The sequence below is a fragment of the Streptomyces sp. NBC_01077 genome, from assembly GCF_045162855.1.
Taxonomy (GTDB): Bacteria; Actinomycetota; Actinomycetes; order Streptomycetales; family Streptomycetaceae; genus Streptomyces.
Window position 1 is genome coordinate 665,391 of record NZ_CP108669.1, and the last position, 23,137, is coordinate 688,527.

General features: G+C 68.1%; 19 protein-coding genes and 3 pseudogenes. 5 read left to right on the plus strand and 17 right to left on the minus strand.

Features of this window, described 5'->3' with window-relative positions:
• Positions 1-6: 6 nt before the first annotated feature.
• Together OG462_RS03045 and OG462_RS03050 are read right to left on the minus strand one after the other, a co-directional pair.
• A protein-coding gene (locus OG462_RS03045; RefSeq protein WP_406053589.1) for an IS3 family transposase occupies positions 7-1,208 on the minus strand; the annotation gives its coding sequence in 2 pieces (ribosomal slippage) (positions 7-923 and positions 923-1,208; 1,203 coding nt in all).
• Between the two features lie 139 nt (positions 1,209-1,347).
• Positions 1,348-1,859, minus strand: a pseudogene (locus OG462_RS03050) (integrase core domain-containing protein); the annotation flags it as partial.
• A 77-nt stretch (positions 1,860-1,936) separates the two neighbouring features.
• Here OG462_RS03050 and OG462_RS03055 point away from each other — a divergent pair.
• A complete protein-coding gene (locus OG462_RS03055) occupies positions 1,937-4,630 on the plus strand; it encodes a LuxR C-terminal-related transcriptional regulator (protein WP_406054166.1) in 2,694 nt (897 codons plus the stop codon).
• A 61-nt stretch (positions 4,631-4,691) separates the two neighbouring features.
• On the opposite strand, the gene OG462_RS03060 is transcribed toward OG462_RS03055, so the two are convergent.
• The 7 genes from OG462_RS03060 to OG462_RS03090 all read right to left on the minus strand — a co-directional run bounded on the left by OG462_RS03060 (position 4,692) and on the right by OG462_RS03090 (position 9,052).
• Positions 4,692-5,509, minus strand: a protein-coding gene (locus OG462_RS03060) for an IS5 family transposase (protein ID WP_406054168.1) whose coding sequence is annotated in 2 segments (ribosomal slippage) — positions 4,692-5,161 and positions 5,161-5,509 — 819 coding nt in all. Because the reading frame shifts where the segments join, the coding sequence is not laid out codon by codon here.
• 61 nt (positions 5,510-5,570) lie between these two features.
• A complete protein-coding gene (locus OG462_RS03065) occupies positions 5,571-6,515 on the minus strand; it encodes a transposase (protein ID WP_406054170.1) in 945 nt (314 codons plus the stop codon).
• A gap of 175 nt (positions 6,516-6,690) precedes the next feature.
• Positions 6,691-7,893 carry a tyrosine-type recombinase/integrase gene (locus tag OG462_RS03070; protein WP_406054172.1) on the minus strand — a complete coding sequence of 401 codons (1,203 nt, stop codon included), beginning with the start codon at positions 7,891-7,893 and terminating at the stop codon, positions 6,691-6,693.
• On the minus strand, positions 7,890-8,048 hold the full coding sequence (locus tag OG462_RS03075; RefSeq protein ID WP_406054174.1) for a DUF5999 family protein: 159 nt from the start codon (positions 8,046-8,048) through the stop codon (positions 7,890-7,892). The genes OG462_RS03070 and OG462_RS03075 overlap by 4 nt, the downstream gene beginning before the upstream one ends.
• 42 nt (positions 8,049-8,090) lie before the next feature.
• On the minus strand, positions 8,091-8,681 hold the full coding sequence (locus OG462_RS03080) for a class I SAM-dependent methyltransferase (RefSeq protein WP_406054176.1): 591 nt from the start codon (positions 8,679-8,681) through the stop codon (positions 8,091-8,093).
• The gene (locus tag OG462_RS03085) at positions 8,678-8,872 is read right to left on the minus strand and encodes a hypothetical protein (protein WP_406054178.1); all 195 of its coding nucleotides are present in this window, start codon (positions 8,870-8,872) and stop codon (positions 8,678-8,680) included. Before OG462_RS03085 ends, OG462_RS03080 begins: the two co-directional genes overlap by 4 nt.
• Positions 8,873-8,884: 12 nt before the next feature.
• Entirely contained in the window at positions 8,885-9,052 is a 168-nt protein-coding gene (locus tag OG462_RS03090; protein WP_406054180.1) for a hypothetical protein, read from the minus strand.
• Between the two features lie 130 nt (positions 9,053-9,182).
• On the opposite strand from OG462_RS03090, the gene OG462_RS03095 reads away from it, so the two are divergent.
• Positions 9,183-10,430 carry a helix-turn-helix transcriptional regulator gene (locus OG462_RS03095; protein ID WP_406054182.1) on the plus strand — a complete coding sequence of 416 codons (1,248 nt, stop codon included), beginning with the start codon at positions 9,183-9,185 and terminating at the stop codon, positions 10,428-10,430.
• A 58-nt stretch (positions 10,431-10,488) separates the two neighbouring features.
• Here the strand turns inward: OG462_RS03095 and cutA are convergent, their stop codons facing one another.
• The 6 genes from cutA to OG462_RS03125 form a co-directional block, all read right to left on the minus strand.
• On the minus strand, positions 10,489-10,815 hold the full coding sequence (cutA, locus tag OG462_RS03100; RefSeq protein WP_406054184.1) for a divalent-cation tolerance protein CutA: 327 nt from the start codon (positions 10,813-10,815) through the stop codon (positions 10,489-10,491).
• A 216-nt stretch (positions 10,816-11,031) separates the two neighbouring features.
• Positions 11,032-11,589, minus strand: a complete 558-nt coding sequence (tpg, locus tag OG462_RS03105) for a telomere-protecting terminal protein Tpg (RefSeq protein ID WP_406054186.1) — start codon at positions 11,587-11,589, stop codon at positions 11,032-11,034.
• Positions 11,590-11,810: 221 nt separating this feature from the next.
• A complete protein-coding gene (tap, locus tag OG462_RS03110) occupies positions 11,811-13,952 on the minus strand; it encodes a telomere-associated protein Tap (protein ID WP_406054188.1) in 2,142 nt (713 codons plus the stop codon).
• Positions 13,953-14,307: 355 nt separating this feature from the next.
• The gene (locus OG462_RS03115) at positions 14,308-17,328 is read right to left on the minus strand and encodes an AAA family ATPase (protein WP_406054190.1); all 3,021 of its coding nucleotides are present in this window, start codon (positions 17,326-17,328) and stop codon (positions 14,308-14,310) included.
• The gene (locus OG462_RS03120; protein WP_406054192.1) at positions 17,328-18,479 is read right to left on the minus strand and encodes an exonuclease SbcCD subunit D; all 1,152 of its coding nucleotides are present in this window, start codon (positions 18,477-18,479) and stop codon (positions 17,328-17,330) included. The genes OG462_RS03115 and OG462_RS03120 overlap by 1 nt, the downstream gene beginning before the upstream one ends.
• 410 nt (positions 18,480-18,889) lie before the next feature.
• On the minus strand, positions 18,890-19,390 hold the full coding sequence (locus tag OG462_RS03125; RefSeq protein ID WP_406054194.1) for a hypothetical protein: 501 nt from the start codon (positions 19,388-19,390) through the stop codon (positions 18,890-18,892).
• 232 nt (positions 19,391-19,622) lie between these two features.
• Here OG462_RS03125 and OG462_RS03130 point away from each other — a divergent pair, with 232 nt between their 5' ends.
• Both OG462_RS03130 and OG462_RS03135 read left to right on the plus strand, forming a co-directional pair.
• Positions 19,623-19,889, plus strand: coding sequence for a hypothetical protein (locus tag OG462_RS03130; protein ID WP_406054196.1), 267 nt, complete (start codon positions 19,623-19,625; stop codon positions 19,887-19,889).
• A gap of 18 nt (positions 19,890-19,907) precedes the next feature.
• Positions 19,908-20,171: a hypothetical protein gene (locus OG462_RS03135; protein ID WP_406054198.1), complete on the plus strand. Its 264-nt coding sequence runs from the start codon at positions 19,908-19,910 to the stop codon at positions 20,169-20,171.
• Between the two features lie 74 nt (positions 20,172-20,245).
• Here OG462_RS03135 and OG462_RS03140 read toward each other — a convergent pair.
• Together OG462_RS03140 and OG462_RS03145 are read right to left on the minus strand one after the other, a co-directional pair.
• Positions 20,246-21,153: pseudogene (locus OG462_RS03140) on the minus strand (transposase family protein).
• A 43-nt stretch (positions 21,154-21,196) separates the two neighbouring features.
• Positions 21,197-21,565, minus strand: a pseudogene (locus OG462_RS03145) (IS5/IS1182 family transposase); the annotation flags it as partial.
• Positions 21,566-22,099: 534 nt separating this feature from the next.
• Here OG462_RS03145 and OG462_RS03150 point away from each other — a divergent pair.
• Entirely contained in the window at positions 22,100-23,128 is a 1,029-nt protein-coding gene (locus tag OG462_RS03150; protein ID WP_406054200.1) for an ABC transporter permease, read from the plus strand.
• Positions 23,129-23,137: the final 9 nt, after the last annotated feature.

A 23,137-nucleotide genomic window follows, 5' to 3' on the forward strand; every position in this document is an offset into this window, starting at 1 on the left:
CACGGGTTATGCGGCTTGGGCCAGCGTAGTTGATGGTGTTGTGGCTGCTGTTTCGTAGGCGATGGGGCTGCGGTGTCCAAGGCGGGAGTGACGGCGCCGGGTGTTGTAGCGGTGGAGCCACCGGAATGCGTCGAGGCGGGCTTCGCGCTCGCTGGGCCAGGACTTTCTGCCTTGGAGTGTTTCCCGTTTGAAGGCTGCGTTGAAGGACTCGGCGAGTGCGTTGTCCGCGCTGGACCCGATCGTGCCCATGCTCTGGATCACCCCTGCTGACCTGCAGGCTTCGGCGAATGCCCGACTCACGTATTGCGCGCCGTGGTCGGTGTGCATGATCGCACCGGCGAGGCTGCCGCGGGTTCGCTGGGCGGCGGCCAGGGCGTCGGTGACGAGCTCGGTTCGCATGTGCTCCGCGAGTGCCCAGCCGGCCAGACGCCGTGAGGCGAGGTCGATGACGGTGGCCAGATACAAGAACTTCCCGCCTTCCAAAGGGAGATACGTGATGTCACCGACGTACTTACTGTTCACCGTGTCGGCCGTGAAGTCCCGTTTGATCATGTCGGGGGTCTTCGCGGCCGCCTCGTCCGGGATCGTGGTGCGGTGTCTGCGACGCAGCCGCACTCCTTGCAGATTGATGCTTCGCATCACGCGGGCGATCCGCTTGTGGTTGACATGTTCGCCGTCCGCGCGGAGCTCGGCGGTGATCCTGGGAACGCCGTAGGTGCCATCCGATTCGAGGTGCACGGCCCGTATCCGGGCTGCGAGGCGGGCGTCGGCCGCCTGGCGGGCGGCCCGGTCGGGGGCTGTCGCGCGCCAGTGGTAGAAGCTGGAGCGGGCGATACAGAGGATGGTGCACAGCCGCTTCACGCCGAAGCGGCGCTGATGGTCGGCGACGAACTGGAAGCGGTTCACCAGCGCGTCTCCCCGGCGAAATACTTCGCCGCCTTCCGCAGGATCTCGCGTTCCTCCTCCAGCTCACGGACCTTCTTGCGCAAAGCGGCGTTCTCCGCCTCCAGGGGCACCGGTGGCCGGGCCGGTTCCTCCGCCCGGTGACCGCGGGGACGGCTCGCGCCGCCCGCCCGGATCCAGTTGCGCAGCGTCTCGGGGTTGATCCCCAGATCAGCGGCGATCTGCCTGATCGTCGCTCCGGGCCGCGACTGGTACAGCGCGACAGCGTCCGCCTTGAACTCCGGCGGATAGTTCTTCATGACCACGAGATGTCCGTCCTCAGATCCACAGGATCCAGTCTCTCGTGTGTCCAAGATCAGGGGTCAAGGCCCATCCTCCTCGGATAACACCACTCTCCGCTACCACCGGATGTGAGACAGAGCCGTTTTTCTTACAGTCCCAGGCGTATTGACCCGCAGCGTTGTTGACGCGGCTGATGGGCGGGTGTCCGTCGAGTGCGGTGTGGCAGCGGTGGTGGTTGTAGGTGTGGAGGAGGTCTGCCAGGGCTCGGTGCGTTCGGTGTTGCTGGTGTAGTGCCGTAGGTAGGCCCATTCGTCGAGGAGGGTGCGGTTGAAGCGTTCGACCTTGCCGTTGGTCTGGGGCCGGTGGGCACGGGTGAGTTTGCCGGTCGCGCCGAGGTCGGTCAGGACGTTTTTCCGGGCCAGGCCCTTGCGGTAGGCCCAGGCGTTGTCGGTCAGGACCCGTTCGATGCGGGGGATGCCTTGGTGGTGGAAGAAAGCGGTCGCGCGGGCCAGGAAGCCTGCGAGGCGGGAGTGGTCGTCGACGGCGGAGTGGACGTAGTCGAATCCCATGTTGTTGCGGGTGGCCCGTCCGGCCTGACGGCCCAGGGCCTTGTGACCGCCGCCGTCGGGGATCCGGCCGAGTTTCTTCACGTCCACTTCGCCAGGATGCCACCTGGCTGAGTAATCTTGCTTAAGAGAAGTTCAGCCGCCGAGATCGTCCTCGACTGCCTGGACCACTCCAGGAGGCTGTCATGGGCACGCAACGACAGCAGTGGTCAACGTGGCCGCTGGCCGGCCGGGAGGGCCAGCTGCAGGAGATCACGGCGGCGTGGGCGGATCGACACTGCCGCGGCGTGGTGATCTGCGGTCCGGCCGGGGTAGGCAAGTCCAGGCTGGCTGAAGAGTGCCTGGCTCGGGCTGTCCGCGACGGGTGGAAGGGGCGACGGGCCACCGCGACGGCAGCGGCCGCCGCGGTGCCGCTGGGCGCAATCGCCCACCTGATCCCGCCCGGGGTGGATCTGTCCGACCCCGTCAAGGCTTTCGCGACGGTGGCTACCGCGCTGGCCGGCCCAGGCCGTAATCGCCGCCGGGCCCTGTGGGTCGACGACCTGCACCTGCTGGACGCCACTTCCGCCGTGCTGCTGCGCCAGCTGATCGACGCCGGGGTGGTGCGGCTGATCGCCACCGTCCGGACCGGCGAACCGCTCGGTGAGACCATCGACGCCTTGATCGGCGGGGACGCGGTGTATCGCGTGGACCTGACTCCGTTCGACCGGCAGCAGACCGAGACCGTTCTGCGCGCGGCCCTGCAGGGCCCGCTCGGCCGTCGCGCTCTGCATGACCTGCACACCGCCTCCGGCGGCAACGTGCTCTACCTCCATGAACTGGCCCAGGGCGCCCTACAGTCCGGGGCACTGGTCAGTGACGGGGAGATCTGGGAAATGGCCGAAGATCGGCCGACCGGTACCCCGAAACTGGCCGAGCTGATCAGGACCCGGCTAGCCGCCGCTGACTCGGCCGCCCGCCCTGTCCTGGAGCTGCTGGCCTTCACCGAAGCACTGCCGCTGGCCGACGCCGAGCATGCCGCCCAGCCGGAGGCGCTGGAAGCGCTGGAACAGACCGAGCTCATCCGGATCGTCATCGACCGCCGCCGCACCACGCTGCGACTCGCTCACCCTTTGTACGGCGAGGAACTGCGCAACAGCATTCCTGTTCTTCGCCGCCAGAAGCTTCTGCTGGACCAGGTTGGCCGTACCCAGGCTTACGGAGCGCGCCGCCGTGACGACGCTCTGCGCATCGCCACCTGGCAGCTGGCCGCCACCGGCACCGGCGACCCGGCACTACTCCTTCGAGCGGCCACCCTCGCCCGCCACGCACGCGACTATCCCCAGGCCCTGGCTCTTCTGCGGGCTATACCTGAAGAGCACTACACAACCGCGACCCGCCTTATCCTTGCCGAGGTGCTGTTCCAGCTGGGTTACTGGGACCGGGCTGAGACTCTTCTCTGCGAGGTTGGCCGAAGCGCTACCGATGAGCGAGAAAGAATCGCCACAATACTTGGCCGAACCAGGAACATGGTGTGGGGAAACTTTCCCCCTGGGCAAGCGTTGGCTGTCATCCAAGATGCCGAAGCCAACGCTGGCAATGCCACCGGGCGCCACATTCTGCGGTCGGCCGAAGGTTTTATCCGTATCATGGCCAGCCAGCCAAGGGAAGGCCTTACCCTGCTGGAGGATCTGGAGGCCGACATCAGCATGGCCCCGGATGACGGCGCCTGGCTACGAGGCGCCTTCAGCAAGACAACCGCGCTGGCGATGCTGGGCCACACGCACGAAGCCATAGCCTGGGCAGAGCGCGCCTATGCCGCCAACATGCACGTGGACGAAGGCGCCCTGGTATCCCACGCCGCCGTCCAACGGATTCCCCTCATACTCGCACTCAGTGACAATGGAAGCCTCGCCGAGGCCACCCGCATCGGCGAATACGCCGACACCGCCACGTCCCGGATCAGTCCGCTCGCGGCGATCTGGCTGGCTCTCTTGACGGCCCGCGCCCAGTGGCTGGCAGGACATCCCGCCAGTGCTCGCTACTGGTACGCCAACGCGGCGGCCCGCGCCCGTGCCATTGACCACAAGATGGCGCTACGACCATCGTTCAGCGGGCTCGCGGCCTGTGCGGCGGTGCTCGGAGATCAACACGCGGCTGAGGCCGCACTCAAGGAGCGTGACCACTCGCCACGGTTGGCCATGGGCTTTCAGCCGCCCGGGGAGGAGGACCTGGGACAGGCCTGGGTGTACGCAACGCGCGGCCACCATGCGCAAGCTCGGTCCGTCCTTATCCAGGCGGCCAAGGCCGCCCAAGCAACCGACTGCGTCACCAGCGAGGCACTACTCCTGACCGATGCGGCCCGCCTCGGCGCCGCCGCCGACGTCCAGGACCGCCTCTCCGAACTCGCCGCGCAGTGCGACGGCACACTGGCCCCGTCCCGGGCCCACCTCGCGGCCGCGCTGGCCGCAAACAACCCCGAACGCCTAGAGACCGCTGCTGCCGAACTGGAAACGATCGGCGCGGACCTACTGGCCGCCGAAGCCGCCACCCAAGCAGCCGCAGCCTGGCAACGAGCCGCCCAGGCCCGCAAAGCCGCCGCTGCCACCCAGCGCGCCCAAGCCTTGGCAGCGCGCTGCCAGGGCGCCCGCACCCCCCTGCTCACCACCGCCCACACCGCCGCCGCGCTCACCAATCGGGAGAAGGAGATCGCCCTGCTCGCCGCCGGCGGCACCGCCAGCAAGGACATCGCCGCGATCCTGCACCTGTCGGTGCGCACCGTCGACAACCACCTCCAGCACGCTTACGCCAAACTCGGCGTCACCACTCGCCGCGAACTCGCCGACACGCTCGGCACACCGACCACTCACCCCAGGGATCCGACCGTAGCCGGCCGGTAGTCGCCCTGGTATCGGGTGGCTGCCCGCGCGCCTCCACGGCAAGCGCCTCTTAGCCCGTGTCCTATGTGGTGAGGCGGACGAGTCGCTTGTAGCAGCAGATGGCTGCGGCGAGGCCGAGAAAGGCCAGGTAGTTGCGGGGGTGGCGTTCGTAGCGGTGGTTGAGCCGGCGGTAGCCGGTCAGCCAGGACATGGTCCGCTCGATCACCCACCGGCGCCGCCCGAGTCGTTCCGACGACTCGATTCCCTTGCGGGCGATGCGGACGCCGATGCGTTTGCCGCGGAGCCATTTCCGCAGTTCAGGTACGTCGTAGGCCTTGTCGGCGTGCAGGCGCTGGGGCTTGAAGTTCCGGCCGCGGTAGGGGTCGTGTCTCGTTTGGTGACCGAGCACCATGGGCTTCAGAGCCTGGCTGTCGTGGGTGTTGGCGGCCGAGACGCCGACGATGAGGGGCAGTCCGTTCGCGTCCGACAGGACGTGCATCTTGGAGCCCGGCTTGCCCCGGTCCACGGGGCTCGGACCTGTGAGTTCGCCCCTTTTTTAGCCCGTACGTGGGCGGAGTCGAGGACTGCTCGGGACAGGTCGAGCAGGCCGGCGTCGTCGAGACGGTGCAGGATCTCCTCGTGCAGTCGGCCCCAGACTCCGGCGCGCGACCAGATCAGGAATCTGCGGTGGGCGGTCGACTTCGATATCCCGAAGCATGGTGGCAGTGCCCGCCAGGCGCAGCCGCTGACCAGGACGTAGATGATCGCGGCGAACAGCGTCTCATCAGGCGTGTCCTGCGTACCACCACCCTGCGGCCGAACCTTCGACGGCGGGATCAGCGGCTCCGCGATCTCCCACAGCCCGTCCGGAACAATCCAACTCCACGTACCCCGCCCCATGACGGTCTCAACGACCGCCTCACCACATAGGACACGGTCTTAGAGGGTGTTCGGTACTGCTTTAGGCTGCCGCGGGGGGTTTCGGGCGGAGATATTGCCCGGTTTTGTTCGGGCTGGCGGTCAACCGGTTGGCCATGGAGTTCACCATGGACCAGTGGATCATTGACCGGGACCGGGTCGGCAAGGCTTCGTAGTCGCGGTGCAGGCGGCGGTACCGGCTCATGATCCCGAAAGTCTGCTCCACACGCCATCGGACTTTCTGGACCACGAAGCCCTTCTGCTCCGCATCACGTGAGACGACTTCCACATCGATGCCAAGGTCCGAGGCGTGCGCGATCATTTTTGCCTTGTATCCGGCGTCCACCCAGGCTTTCGTCACGGTGGGCAACTTTGTGGCGAGTTCGTCGGCGGCGAGTTTGCCGCCGTTGGTGTCCTGCACGCCGGCGGCGGTGACGATCAGGACCAGGAGGAGCCCGAGGGTGTCAGTGGCGATGTGCCGCTTACGGCCCTTGACCCTCTTGCCTCCGTCGTATCCCTGCGTGGCCTCCGGTGCGTTCGGTGATGCCTTCACCGTCTGGGCGTCGATCACTGCGGCTGTGGGCAGGATCCGGCGGCCCTTCGCGCGCAGGCCGTGCATGTGGTTGAAGTCGTAGCCGTCGACCGCGGCGAAGAACTTCTCCAGGTAGGGGTCCGGTTGAAGCTCACGGAACCGCTCGGGGAAGTCCGTGAACGTGTTCGCGCGGAAACCTGAGATCGACGGCCGGATGACTCGCAGGCAGAAGGCGAGTTTGATCCCCGCGGTCAGGTCGCCGCTGTCGACGTGATCCCCCGGCGCGGCCAGGCCCCGGACGGGGTCAGCGCCCTCGCTGTCGAACCCGCTGGCCTCCCATCGCTCCTGCCAGGTCGAGCCTTCCATCTCCTCCAGGACCGCGAAAATCCGTTGGACGGCTCGCTGCCGGCGCCCGGGATTCGGCCGTCCCCTCGTCTCCCGCTCGACGATCCGCACGATCTCGCTCGCTGGTGCTCTGGAGAGGTCACCGAAGGGACCGGGCGGCGTGCTCGGCAGAGGCGCCGGCACCGCCTTGAGCTCGGCGCCGGCGAAGCGTGTGATGGGTGCCGGGACGAACGGCTCGTCGCGGTAGTCGATGCGGCGGTTCCGGGCGGTGAAGGTCTGCTGCGTGTCAGCCACCGAACACCACCTTGAAGTCCTCCGGGTCGTAGCCGGGCGCGATGCTCGGCCGGACCCGGGGCCGGTGGTAGTGCGCCTGGAGGGCGTCGAAGAGGTCCTCGACCTGGGCATGCAGATACCGGCCGGTGGTGGCCAGATCGGCGTGACGCAGGATGGCCCGGACCTCGGCCAACGTCAGGTGGGGGTCGTTGGCCATCCGTTCCGCCGCCGTGTGTCGCAGATCGTGCAGGCTCCAGTTCGTCTTGAGCCTGTCGTTGGCGCGCTGGACGACGCGACGCATCGCCCAGTAGGTCAGCGGCTTCTCCGGGCCGCGACGGGTGCGGAAGACCGGCGCATGAGCGGCCGGCATGCCGACGGCGTCGAGGTAGGCGGCCAGCACCACCAAGGACTGGGGGCTGACCGGGACGGGCTCGCGCAGCTTCGTGCCCTTGGAGACGACGTAGACGATCTGGCCGGGCCAGTCGATATCGCCGGGCGTCACGCCCAGAAGTTCCGAGGCACAGGCGCCGCTGGCGACGTACAGAAGCACCGCGGCGCGGTCACGATCGTGGTTCATGGCCGCGAAGAACTCGTCCCACATCGCGTCGGGCATCGCCCGGGGCTCGGTGACCGGGACGCGCTGGCGAAGGCGTGCGCGACGGAAGACCGGTGCAGCCTCCATCGGACTGCGGTGGGCCAGAGCACGGCGCCGTGCCTCCGAGACCGGCACCGGGTTCATCAGCGGCCCGCGGCCCGAGTAGCGGTGGAAGTCGTAGAAGCTGCTGACCACGGTCAGTGCGTGGTTGGTCGTGGTGGGCGCGTACCCGGCCCTGAGGTACCGCTTGCCGGTACGCGGGTTGACCGAACCCGGCTGCGGCGACGCCGCGCTGGAGCGACGGCGCTGCGGATTCACCGCGGTACGAAGCCATCCGACCATCACTGCCACCTCTCCTTCCGTTGCCTTGTCCCAGGGCACTTCCAGCAGCCACAGAAACCGGAACCAACGCAGCAGGTCATAGGCGTAACTGCGGCCGGTTGATGGACTGTTGTGGTTCAGAGCGAGGTCCCGCAGGTACGGCACCACGGGCTTGACCGGCTCCCCGTCCGGGCCAAGCACGGCGTACGGCGGGTGCTGGGTCTCCAGCTGAACGACGGAGCCGACACGGGGCAGGTTGACCCGCCCCTCCATCAGCTGATTGCGCAGATGCGACGTCACACGGAGCTCCTCGGGCAGTCGGACATCGCAGTGCCCAACGACCTCAAGAAGGTGCAGTTAACACACCATCCCTGCTCCGGGTGGTGGGCGATCAGAAGAGCAGCTTCACGGTCGGCGGAGTCGGCGGTGGGACAGGCCGTTTGATGCATGCACACCGTGGCCTCCTCGGCGGTTGATCGAATGGGGTAGGTGAGGGATCAGATGTAGGGACCGCGAAGGAGCATGACGGTGATCTCGCCGTGGGGATCGAGGTCATACCGCTCCCACTCGCGCCATCCCCGGGCGAGCTCGCGGACCTCTTCCTCGGGCATCCCGATGCCCCGGCCGTCCCGGATCCGCTGGGTGACCGCGGTGGTGACGTGCAAGATGCCGTCCTTGTGCAGCCACCGGCGGGCATCGGCGACGAACCGGGGTTCCAGGAAGTTGAGGACGTGCCTGCACGTGATGATGCCGACCGTGCCGGGCTGCAGGGGGCGTGGGATAGGGTCGGCGTCGAAGTCGTGGACCTCGTAGGTGACCGCGCCGTGCTGCGCGTGAAGCTGTCGGGCGCGTTCGATCGCCACGGAGCTGTAGTCGTAGGCGGTTACGGCCAGCCCCAGGCGGGACATCTGGCAGGCCCACTCACCAAGGCCCGTGCCGACGTCGACGGCGATCTGACCAGGGGCCGCGTCGGTGCGGTCCTGAAAGCGGAACGTCTCCCCGGGGTCGATCGGGAGGAAAGACGCGTCAGAGGCCGAGTACACGGCGTCCCAGAACGCCGACTTTCGGTACTTGAGTGGCACGGTCATGGCGCGACCCCCGTCTGCTCGGGGTCGCCGGACGGAAGGGTCTGGCACACATAGACGCGAGCGAGGTCGAAGCGACGGTCGTGATCGTCGCCGGCCTTCGCTTTGAAGAGGTTCATCGGCAGCGGACTGGTGGGCGAGGGAACGATCGCCGCCAGCGCCTGGCCGGGAACACGGGTGTCGAGCGGGCTCAATGGATGGACCTCTCAGGAGGCGTTGCTGAGCAGGAGGAGAGGGACGAGGGCGCCGACGATGAGGACGAGCAGGATCTGAGCGGCGATCTGTCGCCAGCCGATCCCGCGGGCCTCAAGCCGTCGGAAGGGAAGCGCGGTCGTGGATGTAATGCCTTTCACCGCCGTGCGGATCGTGGTCATGGATCCATCGCACCGCTTGAACAAGTCCCGGACCAGGGGAAATTGGAGGGGGAAAACTTTGTCAAGAGGGGAAATTTCAGCGGGAGATGAGGTCATGATTGGCTTACGTCCCCGGACAGAGGTCACACTAATGCCAGTCGATTCGTTCGCCTTATTACTCCGGCGGCTCCGTAAGGAGGCTGGTCGGTCACAGGAACAGCAGGCCGACGCGATCAACGCTGTCTCCGGCCGGATCACCGTGACGCGCCGCGAGATCAGTCGCTACGAGAAGTCCGAGAACATCCCTACGAACCACACGCTCGAGCACATTGCGGTGGCTTGCAGCGTCCCCTTCGAGACGCTGCAACGGGAAGCCAAGGCCGCTCGGGCTAGGCGAAGTCAGGCGCGCCGTCGCACAGAACAGGATTTGGAGGCCATGAAACGTCGCACAGTGCTGGAGGCCGCCGTCGTTGGGGTGAGCACGGCCACTGCCGAGCCCTGGGGGCGACTGGCCGCCGCTCTCCGGCGGGGAAGCAGGATCGACGACTCCACTGCGAGCGCGTTGATCGACCGAGCCTCCGACCTGCATGTCCAGGAGCTCAACCTGAGCCCCCGCCACCTACAGGACAAGGTCGAGTCGCATCTCGACGCGATCACTGCGGCCCTCCCGCGTGCCGGTCGGCACGAACGTGCCCTCACCATCGCCGCCGGAGAGACTGCAGCTCTCGCCGGCTGGGTGGCGTGGGATCTGGGCGAGAACGCGAAGGCAAACGCCTACTACAAGGTGACGTCGGAGTGCGCGGCATCCGCCGGCCACCCGCCACTGCGTGCACTGGCCCTTACGTACGCCAGCTACGGGGCCCACGCACCCCTGGACAAGCTGAGGTACTTACTCCAAGCGGCCCAAGACGTACGGGGCCGCGGTAACGCCGCTGCCGCCGCATGGATGCACGGGAGGTACGCCGAGGAGGCCGCGCAGGTCGGTGACGACACCAGGGCCCTTCAAGCGTTGGAACGGGCCCAGTTCGCCTATGACTTCGCGGACCACACCAGCGAGCAAGCATGGGTCCGCTTCGTGACCCCCTACCGGATGGATTCGCTGGCTCTCTCGGTGTACGGCCAACTGCGCCGGTCGGAGCTGATCACCACAGCCGACGACGCACTCGCACGACTGGGGGACGACCTACCGGACGGCGGAGTGGTCGTGCTCGGCGACCTCGCCCTGGCGCTGCTGCGTGGAGGCGACGTTGATCAAGGTATCGATGTGTCCCGACAGTTCACAGCTGCCGCTCAAGCCAAGACCACCACGATGGGCAAGGAGCGTGCTCGCGCCATCGCCGCATCGCTCCCGGGCAACGAGGAGGATCTAGCCCACCACGTGCGGCAGCTCGCAGCCTGAGCCCTTGGGCATCCTGCACGCGGACATGCTCACACCTCTCATCTCAACGCTCCGCCCGTCAGACCTCGGTTGTCTCCTCGACCACCCAGGACAGGTACGCCACCGACCCGCCACTCACAGGGAGGGTGATCCACTCGGGAACCTCGTACGAGTGCTTCTCGGCTACCCAGGCTTCCAGCTCGGGGAGCCGGTCTGTCGTCGTCTTGTACGAGATACGCCACTCCTGAGCGGTCTCGATGGTGCCCTTCCATCGGTAGACCGCGGTGAAGGCGGGGTCGATGTGCGCGCAGGCAGCCACCCGGGCCTCGACGGCCCCCAGGGCGAGGCCCTTCGCCTTCTCCTCGTCGTCGATGGTCGTCTGCGCGATCACAATCTCGGTCGCCATGCGACTCTTCCTCCTTGGACGGTTTACCTCGACCCTACCCATACGATCAGCGCATCAGATCGGCGTCTGACCGAGGCTTCGCCACACGCCGCCGCATCAGAGCGCGGCCCGAATCAGCAGCGGCACCGGAGATGACTGATGGGACACGCGGTGGTGCCTGGGTACCGTCTGGGCGGCCTTCTCCAGGTCCTGGAACACGCGCCTCTGCAGGCTGGCTCAGTACTCGATGTCGAGGTAGTCGATGTCGGTGAGTCTGACCTCGGAGAGTCCTGCGGCGCGGGCGCCGTTGTCCTGGAAGTAGGCCTCCTTGAATCCCTCGGCCATGATCGCGCGCTTGTGTTGGTCGCTGAGGCCTTGTTCCTGGGCCTGGAAGAGGCGCTGGGCGTAGGTGGCGGGGAGGTTGATGGTAAGGCGGCGGAGGCGGCCGTCGTCGGTGGTGCCGATGGGGGCGGTGTAGCCGAAGCGGGCGCGGGTGGAGACCTTGATGCCGGTGGTGGCGGCCTGCTTGCGCCGGCGTCGGCGGACGCCTGGCTGCCAGCGGGTCTTCACGGCCGCCTCGATCTGGGCGGCGATGTTCTTGGGCGGGTTTTTTCGGGCGCCGCGGCGGTAGCGGTTGACGGAGTCGGGGGTGACGCCGATCTCCACGGCGACGGCCTTGGCGGTGCCGAGCTGTCGGATCAAGTAGTTGATCCGGCCCTGGAGGGTCTTGGGGGGCTCTTTTGTGAACTGTTCCTGGTCGGCGCGCTTCAAGGCGTCGTCGATCTCTCCGGTCATCTGATTGAGCTCCCGTCGGAGGGCTGGGGCGGGCGTGTCCGGGCCCAGGGCTGGTGAGCGGGGTCCAGGTCGCGCGCCTTGCCTGGGCCGTGGGGCCTCTGGTGCCGGTGGGACGCGCGCTGTGGTGGGTGCTGGGGGAGAGGTTGATAGTGGGCGGGTGCGTGGGAGGTTGTGGCCTTGACCGACGTTCGGGGTGACCCGGTGCCATGGCGGCCGTAGGGTTATTCGCCTTCGTCCATGACGGCGTCGTGGCCGTCGCCCTTGATGTGGCGGGCGGGGTTGTAGCCCTGTTCCATCAGGTCGACCGCCCATGTCATCGGCTGTGCGCCTTCCAGCTTCGCCCGGCCCGGTGTGGGGCCGAGGCGGAAGGCGCCGGGGATCGGCTTGCCCGACTCGGCGTAGGGGAGGAAGTCGAGCGGGCTGGTGCTCGTGGCGGGGTAGACGACGCAGTCGGAGAGGACCGCGAGCGGGTACATGCCGGTGAGCTTGGCCATGTTGGCGAGCTTGCGGTGCATGTTGACTCGGGTCTTGGAGATGATCGCGTTGCGGATCCAGGGGGCCCAGGTGGGGCGTTTCATGGCCGGCCACTCCTCGCCGTCCTTGTAGCCCGTGCCCTGGGGTCCCTCGAAGAGCTTGCCGATGCCGCCCTTCACCGTTGCTTTGATCGCGGTGAGGACGGCGGCCATCGCCGGGTCGACCTGCTTGTGGACCTCCATCGCTGCGAGGAACTCCGGATCGGTGAGGTCGGGGGTGACGCCGAGGTCGGCCAGGGTCTCGGCGTAGGCGGTCTTGAGCCGGTCGTGCCACGGGTCGAGGTAGGCGCCGGTCTCGCGGCGCAGGTACGCCTCCAGGACGTCGACGTTGTAGCCGAGTTCCTGGGCGTAGGCGACGGTGTGGGTCTGGTACCAGGCCGGGCCTGTGGGGCGCTGGCCGGTCAGTGTGAACGGGCTGGGCAGGCGGGGGTCGAGGTCAATGTGGGAGAGGTCGACGAGCCAGGAGCCGGTGACCTTGGGGTAGAACTTCGGGCGCACGAAGTGGTCGGGTTCGCAGAGACCGACCATCAGGCGGGCGGTGGAGGCGAGGAAGGCGGTGTTGAGGTCGAGGCCAACCGCGTACGGGAGTGCTGCCTCGTCGCCGGTGAGGAGGTCGATGTCGCGGATCCACTGGTAGGCCTCTTCGTTGACGAAGCCGCCCGTCCAGCCAGAGCTGACGACGACGGGGTGTTCGGGGCGGGCTTCCGGCGGTGCCGGTGGCAGCGGGTCGGTTCCGAGGCTTCCGGCGTGGTGGCCACGGGTCCAGTTGCCGGTCTCCTCGTCGCGCACCGGGCGGGTCGGGGGGCGTAGTGCGGTCATCAGTTCCAGGCCGGAGACGGCTGTAGAGCCGCGGGGGGTGATGACGCGCTGTGCATAGATGCCGAGGACGCGGGCGATGTCGGCCGGGTGCATCTCTGCTTCGTTGACGCCGGGCCAGGAGCGGGAGTCCAGGGCGTCCCAGGGCAGGAGCGCGAGCTGGACGCACTGGCGGTCGCGTCCCTGGGCTTTGCGGTAGATCCGGGCCCAGGGGCCGAACCCGCGCTGGGTGAGCTGCCACTTGGCTTTCGTCACCTGCTTGACGACCGGATGGTCCTCGGGCAGGCGCAGACCTCGGCGGTCCTCCAGGCGCTCGGGCAGGCCGAACTTGGCGGCCGCGGTCGCGGTCAGGACGATGAGGGGGTCGGAGTCCATCCCGTAGCGGTGGAGCTTCGGTGCCCCGAGACCGGACTGCGTGAGGGTCCACTCGACCAGTTCCACGATCGTGGTCGCCGGACAGTCCAGCACGATCCCGCCGATGCCGTACGCGGTGCCGTCGCCGTCCAGGACTGCGAGCGGTCCGCTTGGGAAGCGGGGGTCGAACACGGCCGGGGCCGCCTTGTCCACCGTCGGCAGCCGCGATGGCGCGAAGCGTGTGGCCGGACGCCCGGACTCGATCGGATGCTCGGGTGCGCTCGCCGCGGCGGGAGCCGGTAGCGGTGTGACAGGTTCCGCTCGCGCGGCAGGGGTGGCGGGTCTGGTGAACGCGGCCGGTGCCTGCGGCTGTGGTGCGGGGGCGGGGGCTGCGGTCGGTGTGCCGTGTGTGGGGTGCTTTGCCGCCCAGCCGCTCAGAATCCGCTGGTATGCCTCCAGGCGCGGTGAGCGCGGTTCGCTCCTGCCGTTCTCCCAGTTCTTGATTGTCTGCGTCGTGGTCTTCAGCGCGGCTGCGAGTCGGGCCTGCGTGATCCCGGCGGCCTCACGCAGACGGGCACGCTCTGCCGGGGACGGAAGCTGCGGCACCTCCGCAAGCAACTCGTCAGCGGCGGCGAGCAGTTCTTCCTCACTAAGGCCCATGCCACAGACACTAGCAGCATTTAACCCCTTCTTTAACCTGCACCTTTAACCCTATCGGATGGCTCTTGAGGGGTAAGGGGAACAGCCCGGAACAACGGGCTCTCTTGCCTACGGCCGGCAGCCAGGGAGCAAGAGCAGAGAGGAATCTTCATACCCCGGCGGGGGCACAACAGCCGGATGTGAGGCCGTCTTGCGCTTGCGGGCAGCGTTTTCCTCCCCTTCCCCCCTCCCCTTCCCCCTCCCCTCCTTCCTGGAGAAAGCCCCGGTGGCAACCGCACGGGGAGCGGGAGCAAACCGTGGCGCTGAGGGTGTACCGCGCGGCTGCGCCCGCAGGCGTGCGGTACACCCTCGGGTGCTACAGGTCGGCGCCGGTCAGAGGGCGCAGGGTAGAGCCGTCGCGGTGCTTCCTCACGTTGAGCTGGCTGGGGATGCGGCGGCTGAGTTCGGGGACGTGGCTGACGATCCCGACGGTGCGGTTGCCTGCCCGGAGCTGGTCGAGCACATCCATGACGTCCTGAAGGTTCTGTTCGTCGAGGGTGCCGAAGCCTTCGTCGATGAAGAGGGTTCCCAGGGGGCGTCCGCTGGCTTCCTGGGTGACGACGTCGGCCAGGCCGAGGGCGAGCGCGAGGGAGGCGGTGAAGGTCTCGCCTCCGGACAGGGTGGAGGTCTCGCGTTCGGTGCCGGTCCAGGTGTCGAGGACCCGCAGGCCGAGCCCGCCCTTCAGACGGCCGCGGCGGCCGGCTTCCTTTTCGTCGCTGTGGACGAGGAGGTAGCGCTCCGAGGTCATGTTCTGCAGGCGGGTGTTGGCGGCGGCAGCGATTTCCTCGAGGCGTGCGGCCAGGACGTAGGCCTCGAGTTCCATGCTGAGGGTGTTGGCGGCGGAGTTGGCCGAGGTGATGGAGGCCAGGCAGTCGGCGAGGCGGTGGCTGTGCTGGAGGGGTTCGAGGCCGGCGAGGCGGGTCTCGATGTCGGCGGCCAGTTCCGTCAGTGCCGTGACGCGCTCTGCGGCCTGGCGAGTGGCGCCTGCGGTGTCCTTGAGGCGGGCTTCAGCCTGCTGGAGGGCATGGGCTGCGGCAGTGGGGTCGGCCGCGGGCTGGAGGCTTGCTTCGACCAGGCCGGGGTCGGTGAGGATGCTGGTGACGATGGCGTCCTCCTTGCCCCACTGTTCGAACTCGTCGGCCCACTGCTGGAGCAGGACGGGGGTTCGCAGTGCGTCGGCCGCTTCGTCGCGGCTGGTGAAGCCGGCGCTGCGGGCCGCCTGGTCTGCTGCGGTGAGTGCGTCGTGGTGGCGGGCTTCGGCGTCTGTTGTGGTCTGTGCGGTGGCCATCGCGTGGTCGAGGTGCCCGGCTGTGCGGGTGAGGTCGGCCAGGCGGGCGGGGAGGCTGGTGTGGCCGGCGCGGGCGTCGTCGAGGGTGCGGGTGAGCTCTGCCTGCTGCTGGGCCAGGGTTCGGCTGCGGGTCTGGCACTCGGTCAGCAGGTCTCTTGCTTCCTGGTGCAGTCGGGTGCGGGTGTCGTGTTCGCTGCGGAGGCGGGCGAGGTCCTCTCGTGCGGCGGGGAGACTGGCGGCGGTGTCGCAGGCTTCCTTGTGAGCGGTGTGGGCGTTTTGCAGGGTGGTGGCGAGTTCGGCGGCGGGGGTGGTGCCGGCGGAGCCGATGGCCATGGCGTGTTGTTCGGCCAGCTCTGCGTGCTCGTGGTCGGCTTTGGTGAGGGCTTGTTCGGCCTGCTCGTGCAGGGTTCGGGCTTTGTTCTCGTCCTCTCGTGTGGGCTGGTCGGCCCGGGGGCGGGCGGGGGCTGGGTGTTCGGTCGAGCCGCAGACGGTGCAGGGCGTTCCGGGGCTGAGTTGGGCGGCGAGTTCTCCGGCCATGCCGTCGAGGCGGCGTTCTCGCAGGTCGAGCCATTCCTGCTTTGCCTGGAGTGCTTCTGTGGCGCGGGCCGTCTTTTCATCCGCGGCGGCTGTCAGGTGTGTGGCCAGGCTGTCGCGCAGGAGGGCGGCCTCATGTCGGGCGGTGGCGTCGCGGGCGGTCTGCTCGAGGTGGGCGATGCTGTCCGTCGCCCTGTTCATGGCGTCGACGGCGCTGGTGTGCCGGCTCTCTTCTGCGGGCCATGCGGCGAGCCACTTCTCGGCGTCGTCGAGGTCTGCGCGTGCCTGCTGTTCCTTGGTGGCGAGGTCTTCGAGCTGGATGCCGAGCTGGGTGTGGAGCTGTTCGTCGGGAAGCAGGCCTTCGATTCGGCCTCGTTCGGCGTGCTGGCGCTCGAGATGCGCGCTCAGTCGGCGCGGGTCTTCCTGCTGGTACTCGGGGGCGAGCAGGGCCCGGGCCTGGTGTTCGCCGGTGCGGGCTTCCTCCAGTGCGGCAGCGGCGCGGTCCAGTCCGTCGAGCAGGGGGCGCATCGCCTGGGCGCTTCGTCCGCGGTCGAGTTCTTCGCGCAGCTGGGAATGGCCGACGGCTTCTTCGTCGAGTGCGGTGCGGCGGGTGCGGGCGTCGAGGTGCCTGGCCTGCCGTTCTGCGAGGTCGGCCGCCTTTTCGTGGTTGCTCTTGGCCTCGCCGTGTTCGTCGTCGCTGCGCACGGCGTCGGCCTGCGCTGCGGCGTGCGCTTTGTGGGAGAGGGCGAGGAGCTGCTGGGTCCAGGTGAGGACTGCGGCGGGGTCGTCGGGGGCGGGGCGAGTGGGAGTCTCGCCGTCCTGCGGGCGAAGGGTGCGCGTCTCCTGGTCGATCCGTTCGCCCAGCTGCCGGATTTCGGTGAGGGCCTCCTCGAGTTCCTTCCGTGCTTCTTTGCTGCGGGTGGTCAGCCAGGTCTGCAGTTCCTGGAAGCGGCCGGTGCCGAAGAGGCGGCGCAGCAGGCCGGCTCGGTCCTTGGCATCGGAGCGGAGGAACTTCGCGAAGTCGCCCTGGGGCAGGAGGACGACCTGGCAGAACTGTTCCTTGTTCAGGCCCAGAGCTGCCTCGATCTCTCTGGCCGCGTCCTGATGGTTCGCGCAGACAGGGTCCCACTGGTCCTGGCCATCGGCGGTTTTGGTGTGCTGGTGAAGCTGGACGGTGGCTTCGTCGGTGGCGAAGCCGGTCTTGGCGCGGGTGCTGGGGCGCTCCTGCTTGGGGGTCCGGGTGATCTTCAGGCGGCGGCCGGCGGAGCTGAAGTCGAGGGTGACGGCGGTGCGGGTGGTGGTGGGGGCGTGGTCGCTGCGCAGGCGGTGGGTGGGGCGGATCCCGGGGACGGTGCCGTAGAGGGCGAAGCAGACGGCGTCGAGGACGCTGGTCTTTCCGGCTCCGGTGTCGCCGCGTAGGAGGAACAGGCCGTTGCCGGCCAGGGCGTCGAAGTCGACGGTCTCGGTGCGGGCGAAGGGGCCGAAGGCCTGGACGGTGAGGTGGTGCAGGTGCATCAGTGGGCCTCTCGTGCCGCGGCTTGGATGCGGACGTTTTCCAGTCCTTCGCGCAGCAGGTCCTGCTCTTGGAGGGTGGCGGGGATGTTGGTCACGTGGTGGACGAAGCCGAGGGTGATGTCGTGGTCGCTGCGGCCGTTGACGCGGGCGCTGTAGGACTCGTCGCTGGTGTGGTGCTCGGCGGTGAAGCTGAGCCTGAGGGTGTGGGGGAAGCGTTCCTTGAGGCGTTCCATGGCCATGTGCGGGCGGTCGGGGTCGGTGAGGGTGATGTGGAGCCAGGAACCTTCGTGCGGGGTGTGCTCGGGGTCGGTGAGCAGGGCGTCCAGGGTTCCGGTGAGCCGGCCAAGGGCGCGGGGCACGGGGCAAAAGATCCGCTGTGCGCTCAGGCGGGCCTGTGCGTCCAGGTCGATGAGCCACATCGCCTTGGGGTGGTCGGCCTCGGAGAAGGAGTAAGCCAGGGGCGATCCGCTGTAACGGACGCGTTCGGTGATCTTCTGGCAGCGGTGCAGGTGGCCCAGGGCGACGTAGTCGGCGCCGTCGAACACCGAGGCGCTGACCGAGGGCACACCGCCGGCCGTGATGTCGCGTTCGCTGTCACTGGGTGCAGCGCCGGTGACGAAGGCGTGGGCGAGGACAACCGACCGGGTGCCGGGGCGGGTGGCGAGGTCGGCGCGCACCTGGTCCATCGCCGCGCCGAGGACGGCCTGGTGGCTGGGCTTGTCCGCGTCGAAATGGGCCTGGACCAGGCCGGGTTCGAGGTAGGGCAGTCCGTAGAACGCCACCGGTCCGTGCTCGTCGTGCAGGACGGCCGGGCGGGCGCAGTCGTCCACTGCGGTGCGAAGGTGGATTCCGGCGCGTTCGATCAGGCGCGCGTTGACCCCGAGCCGGCGCGGGGAGTCGTGGTTGCCGCTGATCATCACCAGCGGCACGCGCATGTCGGCGAGTTCTTCCAGGACTTGGTCGAACAGGCCGATCGCATCGAGCGGCGGGATGGCCCGGTCGAACACGTCGCCCGCGACTGCCACGACGTCGACGTGGTGTTCCCGGACGGTGTCCACAAGGAACCGGAGGAACGCGTGCTGCTCGTCGATGAGCGGCACACGGTGAAGTTGGCGGCCCAGGTGCCAGTCGGATGTGTGCAGAATCCTCATGCGCACACACCGTAACCACAAAGGCCAACACTGTAGGTGGATTTCATGATGAATGATCCTTTGGAGTGACCTCCCGGCGGCGACTCACGAAGACCTGAGCCGCCGCCGGGAAGAGAAGGACAGAAGAAGAGAAGGGGGTGACTCGGTCCGGCGTAGCCCGCGCGTACGGTCCCGTCCCGCTGTCGGCGCCGGCGTGGACCGCTCCCCCACAGGACCGGTGCCGCGGACCCGGTCCGCTTTCAGCGGGCGGTCCGGGTGCGTGCCGCCTTGCTGCGGGGCAGGGCCGGTGGTCTCTGGTGCGTGCGCGCGAGGGGCGCCGGGCCTCGGAGCAGAGTCCTTGGGGCGCCCCAGCAAGGCGACGGTCAGACGTACCGGATGCCGCGGCCAGGCGGGATGGAGCGGGGCATCGTCTAGAGCAGCGGGAGGGTGTCGGCGACCGGGCGGGAGGCGGTGCGAGGGCCGGGAACTGTCAGGGCCGGGTGGCCGAGCAGCAGGGTGAGCGTCCGTGTCGGAGGCGGGAAGCCACCGGTCAGGTTGGTGAGAAAGCCTGTCGCCTTGATCCGTCGGGTGGGCGCGGTCGTGGCGTCTTCGAGCACGCCGCTGGCAGCGAGCTTGCCCGCGACCTCTCCGATGCGTTCCTCCACGTCACGCCAGGCGGCCGCGGCGTCGGCCTCAACCCGGCCGGCGGCGAGCGTGACGGCCCGGCTCAGCAGGTAGCTGACGGGGGGAACGTCGCTGTCGGGGAACGTGTCAGTGGCCACGGCCTTCCGGGCCGCCTGATTCCTGGCCGCACGGAAGGCGGGCAGCGTCGCGAGCGCGGCGGCCATCCGCTCGGCTTCCGCCTGGGTGTCGACCTGCTCCGCCGCGTGCACCTGCTCTTGGCGGTCTCGCCGTGCCTGCTGCAGCAGCAAGGTGAAGTCGTCCCACTGGTCATCGAGCTCCTCCCGCCAGGGGGCAGCGGATCCGGGAGGTCGTCGGCCTGGGCCTGCCCGACCTCGTCCCCGGCCTGGTCATCGAGCACCGGCCGGCGCGGACGGTGACGGAGGCCGAGCACGTCCAGGTCCTCGCGCTGATGGGCAAAACGAGGCGCCGATCCACTCCGACTCCGAGTACTGCCGCCGTACCGGGCACCCGCAGGTCTTGGTGTGCGGGATGCTCACCCTCAACATCGTGCTAGGCATGACGGTCCGCTCCACCAGCGGCATGACCACCGGCAACCTCGCCCTGGACGAGGTCAGCTGGAAGACGCCCGTCCACGTCGGCGACACCCTGTCCGCGCGCAGCACCGTCCTGTCCGCCCGCCGCTCGGGCAGCCGCCCCGACCAGGGCGGAGACCTGGTCGTCACCGGCACCCGCACCTTCTTGGTCCCCGCCGACCCGGACGTCGTCCGCGACGCCACCGACTACTAGAGAAAGGGGAGCCGAACCGTGGACGTGGAGTTCACCGAGGCCGACGACGCCCGGTGGGAGGAGTACGACGCTCTGGCCCGCCGCGCCTACGGCCAGCCGGTGCCCGACATCACGTGCCTGGGCCCGCACGCGGACCGGCGGGTAGCGGTGCGCGGCGGCCGGGTCGTCGCCGGGGGCATGGGCATGCTCGTGCCGCAGTGGTTCGGCGGCCGGCCGGTGCCCGCCGGAGATACAGGGCGCAGCTCCAGGCGGTGCGGCGGTTCGCGCCGACCGAGCCCTTGACACCACCGAGCCCCCCTCTAACGAGCTGGTGCGTGATAGCGGTGGAGATGGGCGGTCCTGAGCTGGTGGTTTTGTCAGGCGGTGGTGTTGCGGTCGGAGACGAGGCCGGCGATGGCCCGGTAGGTGTCGGGCAGGGCATCTCGCCGGTGTGTCCAGCGGGTCAGCTGCTTCCAGCGTTTGTGGTCGGCGAGCGCGTGCTCGACGGTGATGCGCTTCGATGAGTGTCGGTGCCGGGCCTCTTCTCTGGCTGCATGTACGTGCGGCAAAGCGATCTTGTTCGGTTTTCTGGGCGGTGTGATCGCCTGGCCAGGATGGTCGCGCCGGAGCCCGAGGTAGCCGTCGTCCAGAAGCACTTCCACGTCCGGGAAGTGCTGGAAACAGACACCGATGCCTTCGTTGCGTGCGGCGGTCACATCGTGCATCCGGCCTGGTCGCAGGGCATCGGTCCAGAGCGTGCGGCCTTGGTGGTCGGCGACGACGGTGGCCTTCATGGTGTTCTGTTTCTTCTTACCGGAGACGAACGCGCGGCGTCCGCCGCGGCCGGCCAAGGGTCGGCGGACCTGGACTTCGGTGGCGTCCAGCCGCAGCTCGATGCCCTCGGCCTGGGCATAAGCGAAGACGTCCGCCAGGGTCCGCAGGCCAGGACGGTCGGGACTGCGCATCCGCGTTCGGCCAGGAGCCTGCGTATCTCTCCGATCGCACGGGTGACAGTGGAGCGGTCGACGCCGAACAACAAGGCGAGGACAGAGTGCGGGAGATCGTGCCGCAGGTGGATCAGCGTGACGACCAGCCGGTCGACGAACACCAGGCGATGCCGGGCGCCGGCCCCCGCCTCACGTTTCCTGGCCCCGCCACGTGCCTCGTGACGACGACCCTCCACAACAGCCTGCCACGGGACGGCCAACTCCTCGACCAAGCAAGCCAGATGCTGCCGGGAGATCCCTGTGAACACCTGATGCGCGAGGATGTGTCGGTTGACCATGATCACCACAGGCTGGACCATCCCACCCTCGCGCGATTGCCCCTCAACCGCTATCACGCACCAGCTCGTAACTGATCCTTTCAAAATGAGGTTCGGATCGTCTCAAGCAGATGCTGCTGCAGGCGAGTTGGAGCAGGCTGGGGTGGAAACCGGTGCGTATCTCGCAGGGGTCCGTAGTCGTTTGAACCGGTGAAGCCAGGCAAAGGTCCGCTCGACGGCCCAGCGGGTCTTACCCGGGCCGGAACCGTGAGCTGTGCCTCTGCGGGTGGTCTTCGGCGTGATGCCGCGGGCCCGCAGGAGGCGTCGGCTTGTCGTAGTCGCAGCCGCGGTCGGCGGACAGCCGGCCCGGTCGTTGCCTCGGCCGTCCGCGAGCCCCGCGGATGCGGGGTATCGCGTTCAGCAGGGGCAGAACTCAAGGAACATGCGGGCCTTAGCGGACCCGCCTGGCTGCACCAGATGCAAGAGCCCCGGACCTACCACGAGACACGCGCCGAATTCCACGTCACCAGTTCGTCATCTGCATGAGATGACTGCGGACTCAAATTCCGAAATGATCAATAAGGAAGCAGTTGAGCATCTACTACTCAGGATCCGCCACAGCCGGATGGGTAGGTTCGTTTCGTTTCGTTTCTACATCACTGAAAGGGGTGTGACATTGTGGCGTACGTACTCAAGGGCAGGATCAGGGCTGTGGTGGCGAGCACAGGCGTCGTCGGAATTGCTGCCGCAGCAGCCGTGCTATTTTCCGGATTACCGGCAGACGACTAGCCACTCTGGTCTACCGAGCAGGCTCAGGGGTGGCCCAGTCAGGGTGGTAGCGCCTTCACCCGAGTGCCCATACCTCAAATCCAGTTCGCAGCCTTCTGTACATACCCATGTTCCACCGAGCCGCTACCCGCGACGGGCAAGAGCCGGCTACCGGCGGCCGAGAGGGGTCCTCACCACGATGACGGCACCACTGCACGAGACGAGTGCAAGCGAGGCGACCGCCACCGTCGACGGCGCGCCCGACGCATCTGCCGTTCCGGACACCCGCGGCGCCGCCGCTAGGGCGATCGAGGGACGCTCGCCCTGGAAGATCGCCTGGACCCGTCTCAAGCGCGACAAGCTCGCCCTCGCGGGCGCCTTCGTCGTTGTCTTGCTCGTCCTGGTCGCGATCCTCGCCCCGGTCATCGTCGGCCTCCTGGGCCACCCGCCGGACGAGTTCCACGAGGACCAGATCGACCCGCTCTTCGGCATCCCGATCGGCTCCTGGGGCGGTACCAGCTCCAGCTTCCTTTTCGGCGTCGAACCCGTCAACGGCCGCGACGTCTTCAGCCGCATCGTCTACGGCGCCCGGATCTCCCTGCTCGTCGCTTTCCTGGCGGCGGTCTTCGCGGTCGTCGTCGGCACCGTCCTCGGCATCATCGCGGGCTACTTTGGCGGCTGGATCGACGCGGCCCTCAGCCGGGTCATGGACGTCATGCTCGCGTTCCCGCAGCTACTCTTCACGATCGCTCTGGTTTCGGTGCTGCCGAACCAGTTCCTCGGTCTCGACGGATCGGGCGTTCGCATCGCCGCTCTGGTGCTGGTGATCGGCTTCTTCGGCTGGCCGTACGTGGGCCGCATCGTCCGCGGCCAGACCCTCTCGCTGCGCAACCGCGAGTACGTCGAGGCCGCCCAGAGTCTCGGCGCCGGCCGCCTCTACATCCTGCGCCGCGAGCTGCTGCCCAATCTGATCGCCCCGATCACGGTCTACGCGACCCTCATGATTCCCACCAATATCCTCACCGAAGCGGCGCTCAGCTTCCTCGGCGCGGGTGTAAAGCCTCCCACCGCTTCCTGGGGACAGATGCTGTCGACGGCCATCACCACCTACGAGTCGGACCCCCTGTTCATGGTGATCCCCGGCCTCGCGATCTTCATCACCGTTCTGGCGTTCAACCTCTTCGGCGACGGCGTGCGGGACGCGCTCGACCCGAAGGGCTCGCGCTGACCGTTCGCC